The organism is Roseicella frigidaeris, from assembly GCF_003258945.1.
GTDB classification, from domain to species: domain Bacteria; phylum Pseudomonadota; class Alphaproteobacteria; order Acetobacterales; family Acetobacteraceae; genus Paracraurococcus; species Paracraurococcus frigidaeris.
Map to the genome: position 1 here is coordinate 425,493 of NZ_QLIX01000002.1, position 22,571 is coordinate 448,063.

Below are 22,571 nucleotides of genomic sequence, written 5' to 3' on the forward strand. Positions count from 1 at the left end.
TGCGGGGCGGGCCCGGAGGGAGGATGGAGCCCATGTTCAGGCGACCGCTGCTGGCCCTGCCGCTGCTTGGCCTGCTGCCGCGCCGCGCCGCGGCGGCCACCGAGCCCGATCCACGGGTGATCGCCCTGCGTCTGCCGGACCAGATCCCCTGGGGGCCGGTGACGCAGGCGGGCAACCAGCAGGCGGTGCTGGTGGGCGACCCGGCCAGGCCGGGCTTCTACGCGGTGATGGTGCGGTGGCTGCCGGGCCATATGTCGCGGCCGCATTTCCATCCGCATGACCGTTTCATCACCGTCCTCTCCGGCACCTGGTGGATGGGCAGCGGCCAGCGCTTCGACCCCGACAGCACCGTCCCGGCCCCGGCCGGCAGCTTCGTCACCCATTACGCCAAGGGCATCCATTACGACGGCGCGAAGGAGGCGGCGGCGGTGCTGCTGATCACCGGCGAGGGCCCGGGCACCGCGACGCCGGCGGAACTGCCGTGAGCCAGCATCGCATCGCCGCCCGCTTCCGCGGCCCCGCCGGCATCGGCAATGGCGGCTATGTCGCCGGGCTGATGGCGGCGCGGCTCGGGCAGCAGCCGGCCGAGGTCACGCTCCGCCGCGGCTGGCCGCTGGAGGCGCCGGTCAGCCTCGACGGCTCCGCGGCCGGCATCGTGGCGCGGGACGCGGCGGGCGCCGTGATCGCCGAGGCGCGGGAGGCGGCGCTCGACCTCGCGCCGCCCCCGCCTCCCAGCCCCTCGGAGGCGGAGGCGGCGACGCGCTGGTTCCTCGGCAGCGCCTTCAGCCATTCGACCGGCCTCTGCTTCGTCTGCGGCTCCGCCCAGGCCGAGGGCGTCGGGCTGCGCGTCTTCACCGGCCGGGTCGAGGGACGGCCGGGGATCGCCGCCGGGCTGTGGCGGCCCGACGCGGCCTTCGCCGGGGAGGACGGCGCCATCGCCCCGGAATTCCTCTGGGCGGCGTTGGATTGCGCCGGCGCCTTCGCCTTCAGCGTGAATGCCGCGCCGCAGTCCATGCTGCTCGGCCGCATCACCGGGCGGCTGGACGGCGCGGTCCGACCGGGCGAGGCGGTGACGGTGCTCGGCTGGCAGATCGGGCAGGAGGGCCGGAAGCGGCAGGCCGGGACGGCGCTCTTCGGCGCGGATGGCGGGCTGCGCGGGATCGCCCGCGCCACCTGGATCACGCCGCCCCCCGTGGCAGGCTGATTGCTAGGCCTTGCCCAGGCAAGGAGAACCGACATGGGCAAGCGGATCTCGGAGGAGCGGCTCGCCGCCTATCGGCGGGATGGCTATGTCGCGCCGCTGCGCGCCGTCGACGCGGCGCAGGCCGCCTCCTGGCTGGCGGAGGTGCGGCGCTGCTGCGGCGAGGCGGCGCGGCCGGCCTCGGAGGCCGGGCTGCGGCAGCCCTCGACCCGGGTGAAGCCCTATCTGCTCTTTCCCTGGGCGGCGGCGCTGGTGCGGCACCCGGCCATCCTCGACGCGGTGGAGGACGTGATCGGCCCCGACATCCTGGTCTTCCACACCACGCTCTGGTGGAAGCCGGCCCGCAGCGAGGGCTTCGTGCCCTGGCACCAGGACGCCACCTATTTCGGCCTCGCCCCGCATGAGCATGTCACCGCCTGGCTGGCGCTGACGCCGAGCACCGAGGAGAGCGGCTGCGTCAGCATCCTCCCCGGCAGCCACCGGCATGGGCAACTGCCGCACAGCGACCGCAAGGATCCGCGGGTGATGCTCTCGCGCGGCCAGACCGTGGCCCTGGCGCCGGAGGCGGCCGAGACGGTGCCGATCCCGCTGGCGCCCGGCGAATTCTCGCTGCACGACACGCTGGTGCTGCATGCCTCGGCGCCGAACCGCGCGGCGGAGGACCGCATCGGCCTCGGCATCAGCTACATCCCGACCCGGGTGCGGCATGTCGGGACGACGCGGCTCTCGGCCAGCCTGGTCCGCGGCGAGGACCGGTACGGGCATTTCGACCTGGAGCCGGCGCCCCGGGGCGAGGCGGATGCGGCGGCGCGGGCAACCCATGCCGACAGCCTCGACCGCTTCTGGCTGGCGAGCGAGAGCATCCCGGAGATGTCGCTGGCGCATTGAGCGGCCGCCGCCCGGCGGATCGCCATCCCCTGCCGCCGCGACTTGCCTGTAGCATGCCGGGCTGCGCCGGCGCGGCGCGGGGAGGACAGGGATGAGCATCCAGGCGCTCGGCTATGTCGGCATCGAGGCGCGCTGCCCGGAGGACTGGGCGGGCTACGGCACCGGCTTCCTCGGCCTGCAACTGGCCGAGCGCAGCGCCGCCCAGCTCGTCTTCCGCATGGATGACCGCCGGCAGCGCCTGGTGGTCCTGCCCGGCGCGCGGGACGGGGCGCGGTTCTTCGGCTGGGAGGTGGCGGATGCGGCGGCGCTGGAGGCGCTGGCGGCGCGGCTGGAGGCCGCCGGCCTCCCCGTCGCCCGGGGCGACGCCGCGCTCGCTGCGCAGCGCCGGGTCGCCGGGCTGGTGGTCACCGAGGACCCGCTCGGCAACCGGCTCGAGCTGGTGCATGGCGCCGAGAGCACGCCGGAGCCCTTCCGCCCGGGGCGCTGCATCAGCGGCTTCCGCACCGGGGCGCTCGGCATGGGCCATGCGGTGCTGACGGTGCCGCGCATGGCGGCGGCGCTGCCCTTCTACCGCGACCTGCTCGGCTTCCGCGTCTCCGACTACGTCACCAACCCGTTCCACGCCTATTTCCTGCACGTGAATCCGCGGCATCACTCCCTGGCGCTGATCGAGACGGGGCAGGCCGGGCTGCACCACCTGATGGTGGAGCTGTTCCAGCTCGACGATGTCGGGCAGGGCTACGACCTGGCGATGCTGGCGGAGGGGCGGGTGGCGACCAGCCTCGGGCGGCACACCAACGACCTGATGACCAGCTTCTACGCCCGCACCCCGGGCGGCTTCATGATCGAATATGGCTGGGGCGGCCGGCAGGTGGATCCCGCCACCTGGCAGCCGGTCGAGATGCGGTCCGGCCCCAGCCTCTGGGGGCATGAGCGGCAATGGGGCAGCGAGGCGATGCGGGCCGAGGCGCGGCGGCTGCGGCTGCAGGCGGCCGCCGATGGCGAGCGGGCGCCGGTGCAGGTGTTGCCGGGCAACCATCGGCTGATGCCCGGCGAGTGCCCCTGGTGGGACCAGGCCCGCGCGGCGGAATAGGCGCGGCCAGTATAGGCGCGGCCAGTGGCGCGAAGGCCCAGGCGAACCGGAGGTTCGCGCCCGGCGCCAAGGGGACTGCCCATGGGGGCCGTTGATGGGGCACCAGCAACGGCCGCCCGTATCAGTCCACCTGGAGCTTGTTCTCGACGATGACCTTGCGGAATTCCTCGCGGTGGGTCTTGAGGAAGGCGGTGAACTCGGCCGTGTCGCGGTGCAGCGGCTGGAAGCCGATGCTGGCGAGGCGCTGCCGGACCTCGGCCGCGCCGAGCGCCTGCTTCGTCTCCGCCGCCAGGCGCTGGATGACCGGGGCGGGCGTGCCGGCCGGCACCATGTAGCCGCCGAAGGCGCCGACATCGAAATGCGCCAGCTCCGCGGCCTTCTCGAGCGGCGGCATGTCCGGCGCCAGCTCGCTGCCGGCGGCGAGCGAGATGCCGAGCGCCCGCAGCCCGCCCTGCCGCACCAGCGGCCCGGTCGCGGCCAGGGTGTCGATGGCGAAATCCACCTGTCCGGCCATGACCGCGGTGAGCGCCGGGCCACTGCCCTGGAAGGGCACGTGCACGGTGTCCAGTTTGGCGGCGGAGAGGAACATCAGGCTGATCAGATGCGCCGCCGCCCCGGTGCCGGAGGAGGCATAGGTGTATTTGCCCGGCTCGGCCCGCACTCGCGCGACGAATTCGGCGGCGTCCTTGGCCGGGAATTTCGGCGTCACGGCCAGCACATAGGGCGAGAGGCCGATCATCGCGACCGGCGCGAAATCCTTCTCCGGGTCGTAGGGCGTGCGCTGGACCAGCGGCGCCGTGGTGATCGGCCCGGTCGAGGCGGCGAGGATCGTGTAGCCATCGGGTGCCGCCTTGGCGACCGCATCGGTGCCGATCATGCCGCCGGCGCCGGCGCGGTTCTCCGGCACCACCGGCTGGCCCCATTGCGCGGCGATCTGCTGCGCCGCGACCCGGGCCATCAGGTCCGTCGCCTGGCCGGGCGGCCAGGGCACCACCATGCGCACCGGATGGTTCGGATAGTCGCCCTGCGCCCGGGCCCGGGGCAGGCGGAGAAGCGCAGGCAGGGCGAGGCCCGCCGTGGCAAGCATGAGGGTCCGGCGTTGCATCCTGGCGATGTCCTTCCTTCCAACCGGGCTTTTGGCCCGCACGGGCCCGGGCTGCCAAGTCGCGATCGGCCCCTGGGCCCGGCGCGGCGGCCTCATTCGGCGCGGATGCCGAGCTGGCGGATCACCGGCCCGAACAGCGTCGCCTCGGCGGCCAGCAGCCTGCGGAAGCCCTCGGGCCCGATCGGCGCCAGCTCGACGCCGATGCCGAGGAAACGCTCCTTGACCTCGCTGGTGGCGAAGCCGGCCAGCACCTCCGCCAGCAACCGGTCGAGGATCGGCTGCGGCGTGCCCGTCGGCACCATCAACCCGTTCCAACCGCCGATGTCGTAGCCCGGCAGGTCGGCGGCGCTGGCGAGCGGCGGCACGCCCGGCAGCAGGCCGCTCGGCTTCGCGGTGGTGATGCCGAGCGGCCGGAGCGCGCCCTGCCGCACCAGCGGCCCGGCGGCGGCGATGGTCTCGATCGCGTAGTCCACCTGGCCGCCGAGGAAGGCCGCCATGGCCGGGCCGCTGCCCTGGAAGGGCACGTGCAGCGCATCGATGCCTGCCTGGGCGTTGAACACCGCGGTCAGCAGGTGCTGCGCGCCGCCGATGCCGGAGGAGGCGTAGCTGTACTTCCCCGGCGCCGCGCGCATGGCGGCGACGAAGCTACGGGCGTCCGGGGCCGGGAAATCCGGCCGGACCAGCAGCATGTAGGGCGAGATGCCGTAGCAGGCGATCGGCACGAAGTCGCGCGCGACCACATAGGGCGTGCGCTGCACCAGCGGGCTGAAGGTGATCGGCCCGATCGAGGCGGCGAGCAGCGTGTTGCCGTCGGGCGCCGATTTCGCCACGTAATCCGTGCCGATCTGGCCGCCGGCGCCGGAGCGGTTCTCCGGCACCACGTTCTGGCCGAGCCGCTCGGTCAGCAGCTGCGCCACGAGCCGGCCCTGCAAGTCGGTGGACTGGCCGGGCGGCCAGGGGATGATCATGCGCATCGGCCGGTTCGGCCAGGGCGCCTGGGCCGCGGCGCGGCGCAGGGTCGCCGCGCCGGCAGCGGCCAGCAGCAGGGATCTCCGATGCAGGATCGATGGCGGCATGGCGGCTGGTCCTCCCGGTGCGGTTTGTTGCCCAGCATAACGGCGCCGGCCCGGCCTCGCCCAGCCGGCGCCGGATGGCGCCGAGGGGCTGGCAGGCCGGGCTTTCGGGTGCAGGATGGCCGCCAATGGCCGGAGCGCTCTCCCGCTGATCGGGATCCGCTCCGGCAGGAGGAAACAGCGAATGCCCTATGCCCCTTCGGACGGCGCGCGCCTCTGGTACGAGGAGACGGGCACCGGCCACCCGATCCTGTTCATCCATGAATTCGGCGCCGACCACCGGGAATGGGAGGACCAGGTCCGCTTCTTCTCCCGCGAATACCGCTGCGTCACCTATGCCGCGCGCGGCTATCCGCCCTCCGAGGTGCCCACCGACCCGCGCCTCTACGGCCAGGATTTCGCGGTGAAGGATGCCGTCGCGGTGCTGCGGCATCTCGGCATCCCGAAGGCGCATGTCGTCGGCCTGTCGATGGGCGGCTTCGCGGCGCTGCTCTTCGGCATCCGGCACCCCGAGATGGCGGTGTCGCTGGTGCCGGCCGGCGCCGGCTCCGGCTCGCCGCGGCAGGAGCAGGCGGCGTTCCGCGCCGCCTGCCAGGCGCGCGGCGACAAGCTCATCGCGCAGGGCTGGCCGGGCGAGCTGGCGGAGGAGACGGGCAACGCGCCGACGCGCATCCAGCTCCGCAAGAAGGACCCGCGCGGCTGGGCCGCCTATATGGAGCGGCTGGCCGAGCATTCCGGCCCGGGCACCGGCCTGACCATGAAGCACTACCAGGGCGAGCGCGACTCGATCTTCGACTGGGAGCCGGAGCTGCGCCGCATGCGGGTGCCGACCCTGCTCGCGGTCGGCGACGAGGACGGGCCCTGCATCGAGACCAATGTCTGGCTGAAGGGCGTGCTGCCGAATGCCGGGCTCTGGATGTGCCCGCGCACCGGCCATGCCATCAACCTCGAGGAGCCCGCCGCCTTCAACCGCGAGGTCGCGGCCTTCCTCTCGACCGTCGAGCGCGGCCGCTGGAGTCTCGACGCCACGGGCTGATGCGCGGGGCGGCCAGCGCCGGGGCATGGCGGCCCCGGCGCGGCGCATCCCGGCTCAGGCGCGGATCATCCTGCAGCCGGTCTCGGCGAGCGGCCGTGCCGCCTGCTCGGCCGGCAGGGTGGAGAGCAGCGTGTAGAGGTCCCAGGGCGCCTTGCTCTCGGAGGGCTTCTTCACCTGGAAGAGATAGGCCGGGAACAGCCCGCGCCCGTCCTCGCGGATGCGGCCCGGCCCGAAGGCGTCGTCATCGGTGGGCATCGCCTTCATGCGGGCGACCGTCGCGGCGCCGCTCCGCTTCGCCTCCGCCGGCCCCAGATCGGCCACCGCCTTCAGGTAGTGCAGTGCGCCGCCATAGGCGCTGGCATGCGACTGCGCCGGCCAGTTGTTCGGCGTGCGCGCGGCGATCTTCTCGGCGAAGCGGCGCGTCCGGTCGTTGAGGTCCCAGTAGAAGCTCTCGGTCAGCACCAGGCCCTGGGCGATGTCGAGGCCGAGCGCCTTCACGTCGCTGAGGAACATCAGCAGCGGCGCCACCTTCATGCCGCGCTGCATGGCGCCAAATTCGTAGCACTGCTTCACGCTGTTCACCGTGTCGAGCCCGGCATTGGCCAGGCCGATCACCTTCGCGCCGCTGCTCATCGCCCGCATGATGAAGCCGGAGAAATCCGCGGTGTCGGGGAAGGGGTAGCGGGCGGCGCCCTTCACCGTGCCGCCCGCCGCCTTCACCTTCAGCGTCGTCTGCTCCTCGAGGCTGTGGCCGAAGGCGTAGTCGGCGGTGAGGAAGAACCAGCTGTCGCCGCCCGCCTTGACCATGGCGCCGCCAGTGGAGGCGGCCATCATGTAGGTGTCGAAGCTCCAGACGATGGTGTTCGGGCTGCACTGCTCGCCGGTCAGCGCCACGGAGGTCGCGCTGGCATTGAGATGGACGCGGTCCTTCTGCCGGCAGACCTCGGCGACGGCGAGCGCCACCGAGGAGGTCGGCACATCGGCGATGACGTCGACGCCGTCGCGATCGATCCATTGCCGCGCCAGGGTCGCGCCGATATCGGGCTTGTTCTGGTGGTCGGCGCGCAGCACCTCGATATCGAAGCCACGGTCGCCGAAATCCTGCACCGCCTGCTCGACGCAGGCGATGGAGGTGAGGCCGGAGGTGTCGCGATAGGGGCCGGACTGGTCGTTCAGCACGCCGATCCTGATCTTGGGCCGCCCCTGCGCGCGGGCACGGGGGAGGGCGCCGCCGAGGCCGATTGCGGTGCTGGCGGCCATGAGGCCGCGACGGGTTGCCTGCATTGTTTCCTCCCGGGTGTCCGGACCGGGTGGAGGCTAGACCGAAACGCCGGGCGGCGGGAACCGGGCAAGCCCGCGGGGCGTCGGGATCAGCCGGCCTCGATCTCCTCGCGCAGCAGTTCGAGCTCCAGCCACTCCTCCTCGGCCGCCGCCAGCGCCGCCTCCTTCTCGCCGAGCGCCGCGGTGAAGCGCTCGAAGCGGGCGCGGTCGCGGGCATAGAGATCGGGCACGGCGAGCGCCGTGCGCAGCGTGCCGATCTCCTTCTCCAGCGCCGCCATGCGCCCCGGCAGCGCTTCCAGCGCGTGCTGCTGCCGGAAGCTGAGCTTGCGCTTCGCGGCCGGCGCCGCGGCCGGTTCCGACGCCCGGGCCGCCGGGCGCTCCGGCGCGGCGAGCGGCTTCGCCTCCACCCCGCGGCCGCGCTGCGCCACCATGTCGGCATAGCCGCCGGCATATTCCTGCCAGCGTCCCTCGCCCTCGCTGACGATGACGCTGGTGCAGACCCGGTCGAGGAAGTCGCGGTCGTGGCTGACCACCAGCACCGTGCCCTGATATTCGGCGAGCAGCTCCTCCAGCAGGTCGAGCGTCTCGAGGTCGAGATCGTTGGTCGGCTCGTCGAGGACCAGCAGGTTGGAGGGGCGCGCCAGGGCGCGCGCCAGCATCAGCCGGCCGCGCTCGCCGCCCGAGAGCACGCCGACCGCGGTGCGCGCCTGGTCGGGGAGGAAGAGGAAATCCTTCATGTAGCCGATCACGTGCCGCCGCTGGCCGCCGACCTCCACCTGGTCGCCGCTGCCGCCGGTCAGCACCGCCTGCAGGCTGAGCGCCGGGTCGAGGCTCTCGCGCTTCTGGTCCAGGGTGACCATGGCAAGGCCGGTGCCGAGCCGCACCGTGCCGGCATCGGGCGCCAGGGCGCCGGTCAGCAGGTTGAGCAGCGTGGTCTTGCCGGCGCCGTTCGGGCCGACGATGCCGACCCGGTCGCGCCGCAGGATCCGGGTGCTGAAGTCGTGCACCACCGGCACGCCGCCGAAGGATTTCGAGAGGCCCTCGGCCTGGGCGACCAGGCTGCCGCTGCCCTCGGCCTCGGTCGCCGCCATGCGCACCGTGCCGGTCGCCTTCAGCGCCTCCCGCCGCCTCTGCCGCAGCGCCGCCAGCTCGCCGACCCGGCGCATGTTGCGCTTGCGGCGGGCGGTGACGCCGTAGCGCATCCAGTGCTCCTCCCGGACGATCTTCCGGTCGAGCTTGTGCGCCTCCCGCTCCTCCTCCTCCAGCACCTGGTCGCGCCAGGCCTCGAAGCCGGCGAAGCCCTGCTCCAGCCGCCGGGTGGTGCCGCGGTCCAGCCAGACCATGGCGCGGGACAGCCGCTCCAGGAAGCGCCGGTCATGGCTGATGAGGACGAGGGCGCCGCGGAACTGCGCCAGCTCCGCCTCCAGCCAGGCGATGGCCGGCAGGTCGAGATGGTTGGTCGGCTCGTCCAGCAGCAGGATGTCGGGGGAGGGGGCGAGCACCTGCGCCAGCGCCGCCCGCCGCGCCTCGCCGCCCGAGAGCCGGGCCGGCGCCTCCTCGCCGGTCAGGCCCAGCTCGGCCAGCAGCCAGCGCGCCCGGTGCGGGTCGTCGGCCGGGCCGAGCCCCGCCTCGACATGCTCCCAGACCGTGGCGGCCGCGCCGAAATCCGGCTCCTGCGGCAGGGTGCGGAGCGTGGCGCCGGGCTGCAGGAAGCGGCTGCCCGCCTCCGGCTGCACCGCGCCCGCCGCGATCCGCAGCAGGGTGGACTTGCCCGAGCCGTTGCGGCCGACCAGGGCGAGGCGATCCCCGGCGCCGATCGCCAGGTCGGCCCCGGTGAGCAGCGGCGTGGTGCCGAGATGGAGGTGGATGTCCTGAAGGATGAGAAGGGGCGGCGCCATGCCGCGGCAGAGGGGGGCGGCGAAGGCGCCGCGTCAAGCCTCCCCGTCGGGCCTCGCGCCCGGCGGCGCCATGTCGATCACCGGATCGATCACTGGCGGGCGCGGGACCGCGGCCCAGACCTGCCGCCAGATATCGAGCGGCAGCAGCACGAAGGCCTCCGTCCCATGCCGGGTCAGCACCACCGGCCCGCCCGCCGCATGGTCGAGCAGCCTCGGCACCGCCGCCTCGATCACGCCCATGTCGAGGCGCGGCTGGCCTTCCAGGCCGGGGGCGGGGTTCTCCACGGCGCCGGCGCGGATCGCCGCATCCTCCTCTGCCCGCCATCCGGCCATCCCGCCTGCCCCCTGCCTGGCCGTCCGGCGGACGGCCCTTCCGTCTGGGAGATTGCGATGCGGCGCCCGGCGCTCAACCACCCGGCGGGAGATCCCGGCTCAGAAGGCGGCGTGCAGCCGCAGCCCGAGCACCGGAACCGGGCCGCGATCGGCGTTGTAGGCCGGGTTGACGACTAGCTGGGCATTGGCCGCGAGGTTGAGGCCCGGCGCCAGGCGCAGGTCGTAATAGGTCTCCACCACCGTCTCCGGCGCGTAATTCAGGCGGCCGTCGCCGGTGATGAAGCCGATCCCGCCCGCCGCGAGGAAGCGGCGATGGCCCGGGGAGAGGCCGCCCAGGTTGAAGGCGAGGCCAACCGTGTCGCCAGGCCGCTCCCAGCCGAGCCCGGTCAGGGACAGGCCGGCGGAGACGGACCAGTCCATCTCGGTGAACATCCAGTTCTGCTCGCGCCCGTTGTTCCAGCCGAGCCGGGCGAAGGCGCCGAGGCTATCGGTCAGTTCCTGCTCCAGGTTGAGCGCCGCCATCTGCTTGGTGCGGAAGGCCCGGAGCGCGCCGGTCTCGGTCTCGCCCGCGAGCTGCGCCGCGGTGAGCTGGTCCCAGCGCGCCGAGCGGGGCCGCGACAGGCCGCCGAGCAGGCGGACCATGCCCGGGCGGCCGTTCGCCGACCAGCCGCGTTCGAGCTGGAGCAGCGCCTGCCAGCCGGTGAACCAGCGCGGCTCCAGCGCCAGGGAGTTGGCATCGCGGGCGACGCGGAAGGCGCCTGCCCGCACCGCCGAGCGGCCATCCTCCCATTCCGCGACCAGGCCGTCGGTGAAGCCGCGCGCATCGGCGGCGAAGTCGAAGGCGCCGGTGCCGACCAGCCCCCAGGACATGAACTGCGTCCGGGCGTCATGGGCGTAGCGGTTGTCGTCGAAGAAGTCCCAGACCGAGACCCGGCCGATGGTGAGGGTGATCCGCTCGCGCGCCAGCGGCCCGGTAAAGCGCATCGGGTCGGGATCGGTGCCGAGGACCGTGTCCCCGGAGAGGTCGAGCGTCTGGCGGAGGAAGAGCCGCGAGAGCCAGAGCGTCGGGTCGCGCGAGCCGAGCCGGAAGGCCTCGCCATTTGGGAAGCTGGCGACGCCCACCGAGTTGCTGAGGCCGTAGCCCCGGGTCAGGGTGGGCACCGCGACGATCTCGGCATTGTCCCAGAGCCGGCGGCCGAGCACGAGGTCGATCGACTGGGTGTTCCGCGTCTCGTCCTTCGGGCTGAGGCTCGCCTCGCCACGATAGGGCGAGCGGAAGCCGGGATGCGCCTGGACGATGCCGGTGAACTGGCCGCGCAGGAACCAGCCCTGCGCCTCCAGCCGCTCCAGCCACGCCTCGCCGCCCTCGACCAGCGCGTCGATATTGGGCTGATAGATCGGCCCCGCGATGCCGCGCTGGGCCTGCGCCGCGGTCGGCGGCAGCGCCGTTGCGACCAGCCCGGCCGCCATCAGGCAGCCCTTCCACCACCCCGCCCGCATGCCATCCCCGCATCCTTGCCGTGGCTGTTAAGGGAGGGGCGCGGCCGGCGGCAAGCCGGGCGCCGCAGGTGTCGCGGAACCGTCATGCGCGGGCGGCGCTGCCATCGGCCGGAGGCTGGCGGGAGTATTTGACCGGCAGCCCCACGTCACCGATGCTTCGGCCCTTCCGGGAGGATGCAAACCATGGTCGACCGCCCCTTCATCCGCGCGGACCTGGAGCTGCTGCGGCGTTGGGACACGCCCACCATCTGCAACGCGATGGAACTCGTCATCCCGGCCCGGCGGGGGCGCGGCTTCACCCTGCAGCCCTTCGTCTGCGCCGATCCCTCCCTGCCGCCGATCTGCGGCCTGGCCCGGACCGGCCAGATCCGCGCCGCCGCCCCCTCCGGCCGCAGCAAGGAGCAGGACCGCGCCGCCCGCATCGGCTGGTACGAATACGTCGCCGATGCCGACCTGCCGACCATCGTCGTGATCGAGGATCTCGACGAGACGCCCGGCTTCGGCGCCTTCTGGGGCGAGGTCAACACGGCGGTGCACAAGGGCCTCAACTGCCTCGGCTGCGTGACCAGCGGCTCCTTCCGGGACCTCGACATGCTGGCGCCGGGCTTCCAGATCATCGGCGGCATGGTGAATCCGAGCCACGCGCATGTGCACATGGTGGATTTCGGCCGCGACGTGATCGTCCACGGCATGCCGGTGATGCATGACGACGTGGTGCATGCCGACCGCCACGGCGCCGTCGTCATCCCCGCCGATGCGGTGCGCCAGCTGCCGGCCGCCATCGACCTGATCGCGCGGCGCGAGGCGGTGATCCTCGAGATGGCCAAGCGGGACGATTTCAACATCCAGACCCTGAAGGAAGCCCTGGCACGGGCGGACGAGATCCACTGACGCCGGGGCCGGGCAGGGCGGCAGCCATGGCCGTGCTTCTCGGCCTGTCCCCGCCAGCCGCCGCCGACACCTGGACGACGCGGCTGCCCGCGCTGCTGCCGGCCCTGCAGGCCTGCCTGGCCGGGCTGCCCGACGCCTTCGCCGCCGAGAGCGAGGCGGAGGGCCGCGTCCGGGTCCGGCTGCGCCAGGACGGCGGGACCGAGGACTGCGTCGCCATCGCCGGCCGGGTCGCCTCCCGCGCGCCCCTGGCCGATGCGCCGCCCCCCGATGCCGCCGCGCCCGCCTTCTTCCTGGAGCGCCGCTGCGCCGATGCCCGGCGCGTCGAGGCGCCCGACGGGCGCATCCTGGGCTGGCTGGCCTATCCGGCCTGCCGATGACGAGGAGCCGATGACCGAACCGACCACCCTGCCGCCGCCGCTCGCCGAGGTCCGCCCCGATTGGGTGGACAACAACGGCCATATGAACATGGGCTTCTACATGGTCGTGTTCGACATCGCGACCGATCAGCTCTGGCCCGAGCTCGGCCTCGGCGCGCCCTTCCGCGCCCGGGGCCTCGGCACCTTCGCGGCCGAGGCCTGGGTGAATTACGTGCGGGAGGTGCATGTGGGCATGCCGCTCGCCTGCACCAGCGAGGTGCTGGGCTATGACGGCAAGCGCCTTCTGGCGGTGCACCGGATGTACCATGCCGGTGAGGGCTGGCTCGCCGCCGAGAACGAGGTGCTCTATCTCTGCATCGATCTCGGGCGGCGGCGGGTCACGACCTGGCCAGAGGATGTCCTGGCCCGTTTCGCGGTGTGCAGCACCGGCCGGCCCGCCCGCCGCCTCGCTCTCGCCCGCCGGGGCTGAGAGGCCCGGCGAGGCCGGGGGGCCGCGCAGTCAAGCTTGCGATATCCTGGCGTCCTTGAAATATTTCAGCAATCTTCCCGGCGTCAGATCGGCGCCGCGGGGGCTCGATGCGCGGGCCTCCCCTGGGCGGGACGCACACGGGCAGCATGGTGAGCGACCTCGACATCTGCGCCAGGATCACCTGCCCGGAATGCCGCGGCAGCGGCACGGGCTTCTGGCGCAAGGACGCGGTGCGCGGGCAGGGCCGCGAATTGCTGGGCGTGACGCGGGGCTTCCTGCGCCGCCGGGGCGATCACCGGCTCGATCCCTGCGTGTTGTGCGCGCATTGCCTGGTGCCGGCCCAGGAGGGCCCCTTCGTGCGGGAACGCAGCGAGGCCTGACGCGCAGGCCCGGGCTGCGGGCGGGTGCTCAGAGCGCCCCGATCTGCCGCCGCAACGCCTCCACATCGGCGCGCCGCGGTTGCGCCGTGCCGGGCCGCATCACCGCCGCGGCGCCGGCCGCCATGCCCCAGGCGAAGGCCTCGCGCGGGCTCTCCCCCTCCGACAGCTTCAGCACCATGGCGGCGAGGAAGCTGTCGCCGGCGCCGACCGCGCCGAGCGCCGGCACGTCGAGCGCCCGCAGGCGCAGCACGCCCTCCCGCTCGGCCAGCAGCGCGCCCTCCTGCCCGAGCGAGACGGCGATGAGCTCCGCCGCGCCCTGGCGCACCAGGTCGAGCGCCGCCTCGTTCAGCGCCCGGGGCGTGTTCAGCGGCCGGCCGACCAGCGTCTCGAACTCGCCGCGGCTCGGCTTGATGAGCGCCAAGCCGTGGCCGAGCGCCGCGCGCAAGGGCGCGCCGCTGGTGTCGAGCACGATGCGGCGTCCCTGCCGCCGGGCGATCCCGGCGAGCTCGACATAGAAATCGTCCGGGATGCCACGCGGCAGGCTGCCGCTGCCGACGATCCAGTCGCCCGGCTCCTCCTCGACCGCCTGGAGCGCGGCGCGCCATTCCGGCTCGGTCACTTCCGGCCCCTCGGGGACGAAGCGGTATTCGTGCCGCGTCGAGAGATCGTTGACCGTGAGGCTCATGCGGGTGCGGCCGGCGATCGGGATGGTCCGGCGCGGCAGGCCCTGCTCTTCGAGCAATTGCTCGAGCAGCGCGCCCGCCAGGCCGCCGGCGAGGATGATCGCCAGCGTGTCGCCGCCGAGCTCGCTCACCACGCGCGAGACGTTGACGCCGCCGCCGCCCGGGTCGAAGCGCTCGTTCCGCGTGCGGGTCTTGCGCACCGCCCGCACCATCTCCGCATCGGAGGCGACGTCGACGGTCGGGTTCGGCGTGAGCGTGACGATGCGGCGGGACATATCGGGCAAGGCTAGCGACATCCTGCTGCAATGCAAAAGCAAAAACCCTTCGGCCCGGCCGGCGAGCGGCCCGGCCGGCGAGCGGCCCGGCCGGAGGGCGCCGAGGCGCGCCGGACTCAGGCCTCCAGCAATTCGGGGAAGGGCACGATGGTGCTCTTCACCGTGCGCATCGCCATCGCATCCGCCACGGCGCGCGAGACACCATCCGCATCGAAGGGATAGAGCGTCTGCATCTCATACCAGGGATAGCGGTCGCGCGCATGGCTCAGCATCTGCACGCCAAGCGCCAGGTCGTTCGCGGTGAAGGCCCAGGAGCCGTGGATGGTGATGTCCTTGGCCACGAAGCGGTGCCAGTTGGTCATGATGGCGCCGGCATCGGTGAACTGCCCCATCTCAATGTAGACGCCGCTGTCGCGCAGCATCTCGATGCCCTCCGGCCCCGCCGTGGGGTGGCCGGTGCAGTCCATGATGAGGTCGGCGCCATAGCCGCCGACGATCTCCCGCACCCGGGCGATGCGGGCCTCGGCGGAGGGGTAGTCCTCGATGTTCACCGTCGCCTCGGCACCGAAGCGGCGCGCGAGCGCCAGGCGCGGCGTCTCCGGCGCCCCGACCGCGATCACCCGGCCCGCCCCCATCTCGCGCGCCGCGGCGATGGCGAGGATGCCGATCGGACCGGTGCCCTGGATGACGACCGTGTCGCCCCATTTGAAGCCGCCCGTCCGCTGGGCGCGGGCGAAGCCGCGGATGCAGGAGGTCAGCGGCTCCGAGAGGGCGCCGAGGCGGAGCGGCATGTCGTCCGGCAGGCGATAGATCTTGGTGCCCGGCAGGTCCTCGAGATCGACATAGACGTATTCCGCCCAGCCGCCCCAGAGATGCGGCGGCTTGTCGAAGCCGAGATAGCGCCCGTAATAGACCGGCGTCTGGCAGCGGTTGGCGTGCTCCGGGTAGTGCTTGCAGTAGTAGCAGGACCCGCAGGGCATGAAGGGCGGGATCATGATCTTCGATCCCACCGTGATCGGCAGGTCCATCCAGTCCGTCTTCAGCTCCGGCCCGATCTCCCGGACGATGCCGGTCATCTCGTGCCCCAGGGTGAAGGGCCAGGGCAGGGGCTTCGGCCAATGCCCCTTCAGGATGTGCAGGTCGGTGCCGCAGACGCCGCAGGCGCCGATCTGGATCAGCGCCGCCTTGCGGCCCACCTTCGGCCAGGGCACCTCGCGGATCTCCGGGCTGGCGCCGGGGCCGGCGAAGGTGGCGACACGGATATTGCCCATCTGGTTCCTCCCGCTCCGGCCGCCGGGGCGCGGCCGGTGGCGCGCCCGATGCCGGTTGCCAGGCGAGGCTAGAGCAGAACGCCGCGGGGCGGAAACGCCGTCATCCGCCCTTGCGACCCCCCCGTGATCGCCCATGCGGCCACATGACGGACGCCTCGCGCGGCCGCGGCCTCAATCGTTGCCGTGCCGCGTCACCCGCATCCCGACCGCGAGCCGCATGACGGCGCAGGAGGCGAGGCGCGCGCGCGACCCCTCGGCGCGGCTGGTCAGCGCGATCGGCACCCGCGCCCCGACCACGACGCCGGCGCTCTCCGCCCCGGCCAGGTATTGCAGCTGCTTGGCCAGCATGTTGCCCGAGGTCAGGTCCGGCACCAGCAGGATGTCCGGATCGCCCGCAACCGGGCTCTCCAGGTGCTTGGCATGCGCCGCCTCGAGGCTGATGGCGTTGTCGAAGGCGAGCGGCCCGTCGACGATCCCGCCCTCGATCTGGCCGCGATCCGCCATCTTGGAGAGCGCCGCCGCATCGAGCGTCGCCGGCTGCTTCGGGGTCACCACCTCGACCGCGGCCAGCACGGCGAGCTTCGGCCGGGCGATGCCGAGGGCGCGGCAGAGATCGATGGCGTTGCGGGCGATGTCGGCCTTGGTCTCGAGATCCGGCTCGATGTTGATGGCCGCGTCGGTGACGACCAGCGGCTTGTGGTAGCGCGGCACGTCGAGGATGAAGCAATGGCTGATGCGCCGCTCGGTGCGCAGCCCGGCATCGCGCGCCACCACCGCCGCCATCAGCTCGTCGGTGTGCAGGCTGCCCTTCAGCAGCGCGGCGGCGCGGCCGTCATGCACCAGGGCGACGGCGCGCTCGGCCGCGGCATGGCTGTGCGGGACGTCCTCGATCGCCATGGCGGACAGGTCGAGCCCGGCCTCGGCCGCGGCGGCGCGGATGCGGGCCGCCGGCCCGACCAGGATCGGCTGGATCAACGCCGCCGCCGCCGCCTCGAGCGCGCCGGAGAGGCTCGCGGCATCGACCGGATGGACCACGGCGCAGGGCATGGCGGGGCCCGCCTGGGCGGCGCGACGGACAAGCTGCACCAGCTTGTCCTCTGCCGCGTCCCGTGCCTTGTCCCGTGCGGAAGCCTGTGCTGCATCGGCCATGCCGCATGCCTAGAACGGATCCGGTGCGCTTGGGAACACCCCGACCGATGACGATTCGCCGGCGCCGTCAGGCGCGGTGGATGCCGTAGAAAAGGGCGACGCCCTTCAGCGTGCCCTGCAGATCGGCGCGGAGGGCGGTCGGCGAGAAGAACTGGCCGAGCGGCACATAGGGCACCTCCTCGAAGGCCACCTGTTGCATCTCCCGCCCGATCCGCGCGCGCGCCGGGTCGTCGGGCGCATCGAACCAGGCGTCGCGCAGCGTCTCCAGCCGCGGAATGGTCGGCCAGCCGAACACGGCCGCACGGCCATGGCCGCGGATCAGGTTGTTCGCCGCCGGGTTCACCTGGGCGCTGCCGGCGCTGTAGCTGACCATCATGTTCCAGCCGCCCTGCGCCACCGGATCCTGCTTCAGGATGCGCTGCGTGACCGTGCCCCAGTCGGTGGCGACATAGTCGAGGTTGACGCCGCCGCGCCGGAGATAGTCGCCGCAGACCTCGCTCATGGCGTTGATGACCGGGAAGTCCGTCGCCGCCAGCAGGTTCACCCGCTCATCCTTGTAGCCCGCCTCGGCCAGGGCGCGCTTCATGCCGCCGGCATCGAGCGGCTGGCGGAGGGCCTCGAGGCCGACATCGCTCGCCATGACCGAGCCCGGCGCGAAGAAGCCGTAGGGCACGTGCCAATAGGTCCGGTCGTCGCCGGCCGCGGCCGTCATCGCATCCACCTGGTTGGTGCCGCGCAGGATGGCGCGGCGGATCGCCGGGTTGTCGAAGGGCGGGTTCAGGCAGTTGAAGCGGAGGAAGCCAACCGAGCCGTTGGGGTCAAGGACGTCGATCTTCAGGCCGCGGCTGCGCTTCAGCGCGCCGACCAGGTCGATCGCCGGCTGTTCCCACCAATCCACCTCGCCGCGCTGCAGGGCGGCGCTGGCGGTCGCGCCGTCCGGGATGGTCAGCCATTCCACGCGGTCGAAGAAGACGCGCTTGCCGCCACTCAGATAGCTGGCCGGCTCGGGGCGCGGCCGGTAGTCCGGGTTGCGCTCATAGACGTTGCGGCTGCCCGGGACCCGCTCGGCCGCGACGTAGCGGAAGGGACCGCTGCCGATGATCTCCGGCACCGCCTGCGAGGAGGGAAGCAGCGCGTGCCGCTCCGGCATCATGACGCAGAGATGCGTGCCGACCTTGGCGAGGGCGGCGTCGAGGAGCGGGAAGGGCTTCTTCAGGCGGAAGACGATGCGGCGGTCATCGGCGGCGGCGAGCTCGTCGGTCGCGGCCCAGAGCGCCTGGCCGAAAGCGTCGCGCGTCGCCCAGCGGCGGATCGAGGCGACGCAATCCCGCGCCCGCACCGGCTCTCCGTCGTGGAAGCGGAGGCCTTCGCGCAGGGTGATGGTGGCGCGTCGGCCCTCCTCCTCGAAGGCCGGCGGGCCATCGGCCATCTGTGGCTGCGCCCGCAGCCCGGCATCCCAGCCATAGAGCGTGTCGTAGACCAGCAGCGCGTGGTTGCGGGTGACGAAGGCGACCGAGTGGATCGGGTCGAGCAGCGCCAGGTCGGCCTGGGGCACGAAGCGCAGCACGCCGCGGCCGGGGGTGGTCTGGGCGGCGGCGAGGCGCGGCGCGGCGAGCGCCAACCCCATGGAGCCCAGGAGATGACGTCGGCGCATGGCGATCCCTTCCGGCGGCGTGGCGCAGGGAATGCTGCAGTGCGGCAGTCGGTCGGGTCAACCGGGACGAGGGCGGGCGCCGTCTTGCGAGGCGCCGGCATCAACGCGGCGATCGTCGCCAGCCCGGCCAATTCTTTCTCGCAACAACTGGCTCGCCCCCCTCACAACCTAATGATTATCGATGCCTCGCAGGATTAATGAACGATTGGTAATGTGAAAACATGATATTGGAGTGAGACGCTGCTGTGTCTTTTGTTGCCATAAACGAGCAGAAAGAGCATTCCATGGCATTAGATGGAATGATGCCATCCCAACTCCGTGATTTCTCTGACGTCCTTGGCCGCAATGTTGCACGACAGTTCTCGAACTACTGGGAACTCGATCGCTTTTCTGCTGAAGAATTCCGGCAATTCTGGTCCTGTTTTCTTTCCTGGTCGAATCTTCCCCGCAGCGGCGACGAAGCGACCGTCTGCGTCGGCGATGCCGCCGAGACCGCGGTCTTCTTCCCGGACCTGCGGCTGAATTACGCGGAATGCCTGCTGCAGGGTCCGGCCGGGGCGCCGGTGCTGACCGCCTGCCACGGCATAGGCCTGGCCGCAACCGAGCGGCTGACGCGAGGCGAGCTGCGGTCCCGCGTCGCGCGCCTGGCCGCGGCGCTGCGCCGTCTCGGCGTCGCGCCCGGCGACCGGGTGGCGGCCGTCGCCCGCAACAATGCCGAGATGATCGTCGTGGCCCTGGCCGCCGCGGCGGTGGGCGCGGTGCTGGCGAATTGCACCCCCGACATGGGCAGCGTGGCGCTGCGGGCCCGGCTGGCGCCGCTCGCGCCGCGGGTCGTTTTCGCCAATCTCGAACCCATGCCCTGGGATCGTGGCCAGCCGCTGGCGGAGCGGGTCGTCGAGCTGCTCGCCGCGCTGCCGAGCGTCGCCGCCGTGATCGCGCTCGACGCGGGGGACCTCGCCGCGCCTCGCGCTGTGCCGCTGCACCACCTGCGGCGGCTCGTGCGGGCTGGGGCGGAGGAGTGGCATGCCTGGCCGCACCTGCCCTTCAACCACCCGCTCGTCGTCCTGTTCTCCTCCGGCACCACCGGGCAGCCGAAATGTATCCTGCACGGCGCCGGAGGCACGCTCATCGAGCATCTGAAGGAGCATCGGCTGCATTGCGACCTGCGGCCGGGCGACCGGATGTTCTTCCAGACGAGCTGCGGCTGGATGATGTGGAACTGGCAGCTCAGCGCGCTGGCCTCCGGCGCCGAGATCCTGGTCTATGACGGGCCGCTCGAATCGCCGGCGCTGTTCTGGCAACTCGTCGCGGCGCATGGCGTCACGGTCTTCGGCACCAACCCGGCCTATCTCCAGCACTGCGAGGCGGCTGGCCTGACGCCCGGCCGGGACCATGACCTCCATCAGCTGCGCCTCGTGCTCTCGACCGGGTCGCCACTCCGGCCACGGCAGTTCGCCTGGGTGGCCGAGGCGGTGAAGCCCCTGCCGCTGCACTCCATCTCCGGCGGCACGGATGTCATCGGCTGTTTCGTCCTCGGCCATCCCTCGCTTCCCGTGCATGCCGGGGAATCACCCTGCCGGAGCCTCGGGCTCGACATCCGCGCGCTGCCGCGGCCCGAGGCGGCGACAGACCGACAGGGGACTGCCCAACAGGAGACCGCCCAACAGGAGACTGCCCGGCAGGGCGAGCTCATCTGCGCCAACCCCTTTCCCTCCCGGCCCCTCGGCTTCTTCGGCGAGACGGATGGCCGTCGCTTCCACGAGAGCTACTTCGCGGCCAATCCCGGCGTCTGGACCCATGGCGACCTGGTCGAGCACACGCCGCGGGGCGGCTGGACGGTGCTCGGGCGCAGCGACAGCGTGCTCAAGATCCGCGGTATCCGGGTCGGGCCGGCCGAAATCTACGCGATCCTCGAATCCTTCGAGGACATCGCCGAGGCGATGGCCGTCGCGCAGGAGGCCGAGGAGGAGCCGGGCGGCCAGCGGCTGGTGCTGCTGGTCGTCCTTCGCCCGGGCCGACGGCTCGATCCGGATCTGGCCCGGCGTATTCGCAGGGCCCTCGGCCAGCGGGGCGCCTCGCATCTGGTTCCGGGACGCATCCTGGCCGTCGACGCCCTGCCGTTGACCCAGAGCGGCAAGCGCTCGGAGGCGGCGGCGCGCGACGCCGTCAATGGCCGGGCGGCGCGCAACCGCGATGCCTTGCGGAATCCGGAATGCCTGGCATCGATCACCGCCTCGATCGGTGCCGGCCCGCGATGCCGGGACACCTCGCAGGGGACCGGACCGCACGGCGCCGAGGCCGACCCGATGGCGGCGCGGCTGACCGCGCTGTGCGAGTCGATCCTCGACCTGCCGGAGCTCGGTCCGGCCGACGACCTGCTCGAGCTCGGGGCGGATTCGCTCCGGATGCTGTCGCTGCTGCTCGCGGTGGAGCGGGAGTTCGGCCAGCGGCTATCGGTCACGGCGCTGTTCTCCGCTCCGACCATCGATGGCCTGCTCGCGCAGTTGCGGGGCCGTTCGCCGGCCGCCCCGGGGGTGGTGGCCAAGGCCGCGGGCGCACCGCGGATCCGGCCGGTCACGCCCGCTGATCTCGAGCCTCTCGCGCGCCTCCTGGCTGCCGGCTTCGGTGAGTCCGGCATCGGGCCGGCGCAGTGGCGCCACCTGTTCGGGCCGCCCTGGCCGGACGATGGCGGCAGCTGGGGCTGGCTGCTGACCGTGGATGAGGCGATCGTCGGCGTCCTCGGCACGGTGCGCGCGCGCCATCCGCTGCGGGGCGACGCGCCGCTGTGCAACCTCTCCTCCTGGTACGTGCATCCCGACTACCGTGGCTGGGGCAGCGCCCTGCTCGTCGCCGCGCTGGGCGAGGCGGACGCCACCTGGACCAGCTTCACGCCGTCGTCCCTGTCGCTACAGGCCCTCGCAGCGCTCGATTTCCGCCGCCTCGATACCGCCCGGATCTTCCTGCCGCCGCTGGCGCATGCCGAGACGCTCGCCGCCCCGGGGCTGCGGATCGATTGCGCGCCGGCGACCGTGCGCGGGCTGCTCGATCCGGCCGAGCGGCAGGTCTTCGACGACCATGCGCCCTTCGACTGCCTGCAGATGGTGGCGCGCGACGCGACGGAGCGGGCCTATCTCGTCCTCAAGCGGCGGCGGGACCCGCTGCCAGGCGGGCTGCGCCGCTTGCCGCTGCGGGTCGCCTATTCCGAGTTGCTCTACTGCAGCGCGCCCGCCCTGCTGGCGCGGCATCTCGAGCGCATCAAGCTCGCCGTGCTGGCGCGGCAGCGGACGCTCGGCCTGGTGGTGGATGCCCGGCTCTGGGCGACGCCGCCGCGCGGACGGCGGCTGTCGAGCCATGCCATGTTCCGCTCCGCGAGGCTTGGGGCCGAAGCGGTGGACAAGCTCTATTCCGAGCTGGTGCTGCTGCCGGTCTGAGAACGCCCCGCAAAACCGCTTCGCGGCTTTGCGGGGACCCCGGGGAGTCCCCTCCTGCCCCAGGAACGTCACGGCCTGCCGCGGCCAAGCCGCGGCAGGACAACAGCTGATCGCCGGGGGCGGACCCACCGAAGGCGTGACTCACGCGACCGACCAACGCGCTGGATCATGGTCCAGGATGGATCTCGTTCACCCCGCGAGCGGCGGATCAGCCCTCCTGCGACGGCGCGGCGGCGTCCAACGCCTCGTCCGGGCTCACCTGCAGGCTCGCCGTCAGGCGGAGGCCGGGCCCGGCGCGGCGTCGGCCGGTCACCGCGAAGCGGCGACCGAAGCGCGCCTTCAAGGCGGCCGCGGCGGCCTCGACGGCGGCAGCCTCGCCGGCCTCGAGCACCAGGCGCACGCCATGCAGGCCCCCGAGCGGCAGGCCGGGCGGGCGCGCCGCAGGGGCCAGGGCGGGCGCAGCAGCGGCCGGCGGCTGCAGGATGAGCGGAGGTGGGAGCTTGCGGCGGGACATGGGACGCCACGATCTGGACGCAGCCCGCGGTGACAGGCAAGCCCCGACGCCGTGGCGAGGCGGCGCCAC

General features: G+C 72.7%; 21 protein-coding genes. 10 read left to right on the forward strand and 11 right to left on the reverse strand.

The window, feature by feature from the left end; all coding sequences use genetic code 11:
• The first annotated feature begins 32 nt into the window (after positions 1-32).
• The 4 genes from DOO78_RS04825 to DOO78_RS04840 all read left to right on the forward strand — a co-directional run bounded on the left by DOO78_RS04825 (position 33) and on the right by DOO78_RS04840 (position 3,182).
• The gene (locus DOO78_RS04825) at positions 33-485 is read left to right on the forward strand and encodes a cupin domain-containing protein (protein ID WP_111468582.1); all 453 of its coding nucleotides are present in this window, start codon (positions 33-35) and stop codon (positions 483-485) included.
• Positions 482-1,204, forward strand: a complete 723-nt coding sequence (locus DOO78_RS04830) for a hypothetical protein (RefSeq protein ID WP_111468583.1) — start codon at positions 482-484, stop codon at positions 1,202-1,204. Before DOO78_RS04825 ends, DOO78_RS04830 begins: the two co-directional genes overlap by 4 nt.
• 33 nt (positions 1,205-1,237) lie before the next feature.
• On the forward strand, positions 1,238-2,089 hold the full coding sequence (locus DOO78_RS04835; protein ID WP_111468584.1) for a phytanoyl-CoA dioxygenase family protein: 852 nt from the start codon (positions 1,238-1,240) through the stop codon (positions 2,087-2,089).
• 91 nt (positions 2,090-2,180) lie between these two features.
• A complete protein-coding gene (locus DOO78_RS04840) occupies positions 2,181-3,182 on the forward strand; it encodes a VOC family protein (RefSeq protein ID WP_111468585.1) in 1,002 nt (333 codons plus the stop codon).
• 121 nt (positions 3,183-3,303) lie between these two features.
• Here DOO78_RS04840 and DOO78_RS04845 read toward each other — a convergent pair whose 3' ends face one another.
• Positions 3,304-4,287, reverse strand: a complete 984-nt coding sequence (locus DOO78_RS04845) for a Bug family tripartite tricarboxylate transporter substrate binding protein (RefSeq protein WP_165838719.1) — start codon at positions 4,285-4,287, stop codon at positions 3,304-3,306.
• A 92-nt stretch (positions 4,288-4,379) separates the two neighbouring features.
• Entirely contained in the window at positions 4,380-5,363 is a 984-nt protein-coding gene (locus DOO78_RS04850) for a Bug family tripartite tricarboxylate transporter substrate binding protein (protein ID WP_111468587.1), read from the reverse strand.
• A 181-nt stretch (positions 5,364-5,544) separates the two neighbouring features.
• Here DOO78_RS04850 and DOO78_RS04855 point away from each other — a divergent pair, with 181 nt between their 5' ends.
• A complete protein-coding gene (locus DOO78_RS04855; protein WP_111468588.1) occupies positions 5,545-6,396 on the forward strand; it encodes an alpha/beta fold hydrolase in 852 nt (283 codons plus the stop codon).
• A gap of 54 nt (positions 6,397-6,450) precedes the next feature.
• Here DOO78_RS04855 and DOO78_RS04860 read toward each other — a convergent pair whose 3' ends face one another.
• The 4 genes from DOO78_RS04860 to DOO78_RS04875 form a co-directional block, all read right to left on the reverse strand.
• Positions 6,451-7,680 carry an ABC transporter substrate-binding protein gene (locus tag DOO78_RS04860; protein ID WP_111468589.1) on the reverse strand — a complete coding sequence of 410 codons (1,230 nt, stop codon included), beginning with the start codon at positions 7,678-7,680 and terminating at the stop codon, positions 6,451-6,453.
• A gap of 86 nt (positions 7,681-7,766) precedes the next feature.
• Positions 7,767-9,575, reverse strand: a complete 1,809-nt coding sequence (locus DOO78_RS04865; RefSeq protein ID WP_111468590.1) for an ABC-F family ATP-binding cassette domain-containing protein — start codon at positions 9,573-9,575, stop codon at positions 7,767-7,769.
• 33 nt (positions 9,576-9,608) lie between these two features.
• The gene (locus tag DOO78_RS04870) at positions 9,609-9,908 is read right to left on the reverse strand and encodes a type II toxin-antitoxin system Phd/YefM family antitoxin (RefSeq protein ID WP_111468591.1); all 300 of its coding nucleotides are present in this window, start codon (positions 9,906-9,908) and stop codon (positions 9,609-9,611) included.
• Between the two features lie 99 nt (positions 9,909-10,007).
• On the reverse strand, positions 10,008-11,408 hold the full coding sequence (locus DOO78_RS04875) for a carbohydrate porin (protein ID WP_111468592.1): 1,401 nt from the start codon (positions 11,406-11,408) through the stop codon (positions 10,008-10,010).
• Positions 11,409-11,591: 183 nt separating this feature from the next.
• Between DOO78_RS04875 and DOO78_RS04880 the strand changes: the two genes are divergently transcribed.
• From DOO78_RS04880 to DOO78_RS04890, 4 genes are all read left to right on the forward strand, one after another.
• Positions 11,592-12,299 carry an RraA family protein gene (locus DOO78_RS04880; RefSeq protein WP_111468593.1) on the forward strand — a complete coding sequence of 236 codons (708 nt, stop codon included), beginning with the start codon at positions 11,592-11,594 and terminating at the stop codon, positions 12,297-12,299.
• Positions 12,300-12,325: 26 nt separating this feature from the next.
• Positions 12,326-12,676, forward strand: a complete 351-nt coding sequence (locus DOO78_RS27360; protein ID WP_165838720.1) for a hypothetical protein — start codon at positions 12,326-12,328, stop codon at positions 12,674-12,676.
• A 10-nt stretch (positions 12,677-12,686) separates the two neighbouring features.
• Positions 12,687-13,145, forward strand: a complete 459-nt coding sequence (locus DOO78_RS04885) for an acyl-CoA thioesterase (protein ID WP_165838721.1) — start codon at positions 12,687-12,689, stop codon at positions 13,143-13,145.
• A gap of 107 nt (positions 13,146-13,252) precedes the next feature.
• The gene (locus tag DOO78_RS04890; protein WP_128079999.1) at positions 13,253-13,525 is read left to right on the forward strand and encodes a hypothetical protein; all 273 of its coding nucleotides are present in this window, start codon (positions 13,253-13,255) and stop codon (positions 13,523-13,525) included.
• 28 nt (positions 13,526-13,553) lie between these two features.
• Here the strand turns inward: DOO78_RS04890 and DOO78_RS04895 are convergent, their stop codons facing one another.
• The 4 genes from DOO78_RS04895 to DOO78_RS04910 all read right to left on the reverse strand — a co-directional run bounded on the left by DOO78_RS04895 (position 13,554) and on the right by DOO78_RS04910 (position 18,557).
• Positions 13,554-14,483: a 1-phosphofructokinase family hexose kinase gene (locus DOO78_RS04895; protein ID WP_111468596.1), complete on the reverse strand. Its 930-nt coding sequence runs from the start codon at positions 14,481-14,483 to the stop codon at positions 13,554-13,556.
• Between the two features lie 116 nt (positions 14,484-14,599).
• Entirely contained in the window at positions 14,600-15,754 is a 1,155-nt protein-coding gene (locus DOO78_RS04900; RefSeq protein WP_111468597.1) for a zinc-binding dehydrogenase, read from the reverse strand.
• Between the two features lie 171 nt (positions 15,755-15,925).
• A complete protein-coding gene (locus DOO78_RS04905) occupies positions 15,926-16,903 on the reverse strand; it encodes a bifunctional enoyl-CoA hydratase/phosphate acetyltransferase (RefSeq protein ID WP_111468598.1) in 978 nt (325 codons plus the stop codon).
• A 67-nt stretch (positions 16,904-16,970) separates the two neighbouring features.
• The gene (locus DOO78_RS04910; protein ID WP_111468599.1) at positions 16,971-18,557 is read right to left on the reverse strand and encodes an ABC transporter substrate-binding protein; all 1,587 of its coding nucleotides are present in this window, start codon (positions 18,555-18,557) and stop codon (positions 16,971-16,973) included.
• A 302-nt stretch (positions 18,558-18,859) separates the two neighbouring features.
• On the opposite strand from DOO78_RS04910, the gene DOO78_RS04915 reads away from it, so the two are divergent.
• Entirely contained in the window at positions 18,860-21,988 is a 3,129-nt protein-coding gene (locus DOO78_RS04915; protein WP_165838722.1) for an acetoacetate--CoA ligase, read from the forward strand.
• Between the two features lie 208 nt (positions 21,989-22,196).
• Here the strand turns inward: DOO78_RS04915 and DOO78_RS04920 are convergent, their stop codons facing one another.
• Positions 22,197-22,502, reverse strand: coding sequence for a hypothetical protein (locus DOO78_RS04920; RefSeq protein WP_111468601.1), 306 nt, complete (start codon positions 22,500-22,502; stop codon positions 22,197-22,199).
• Between the last annotated feature and the right edge of the window lie 69 nt (positions 22,503-22,571).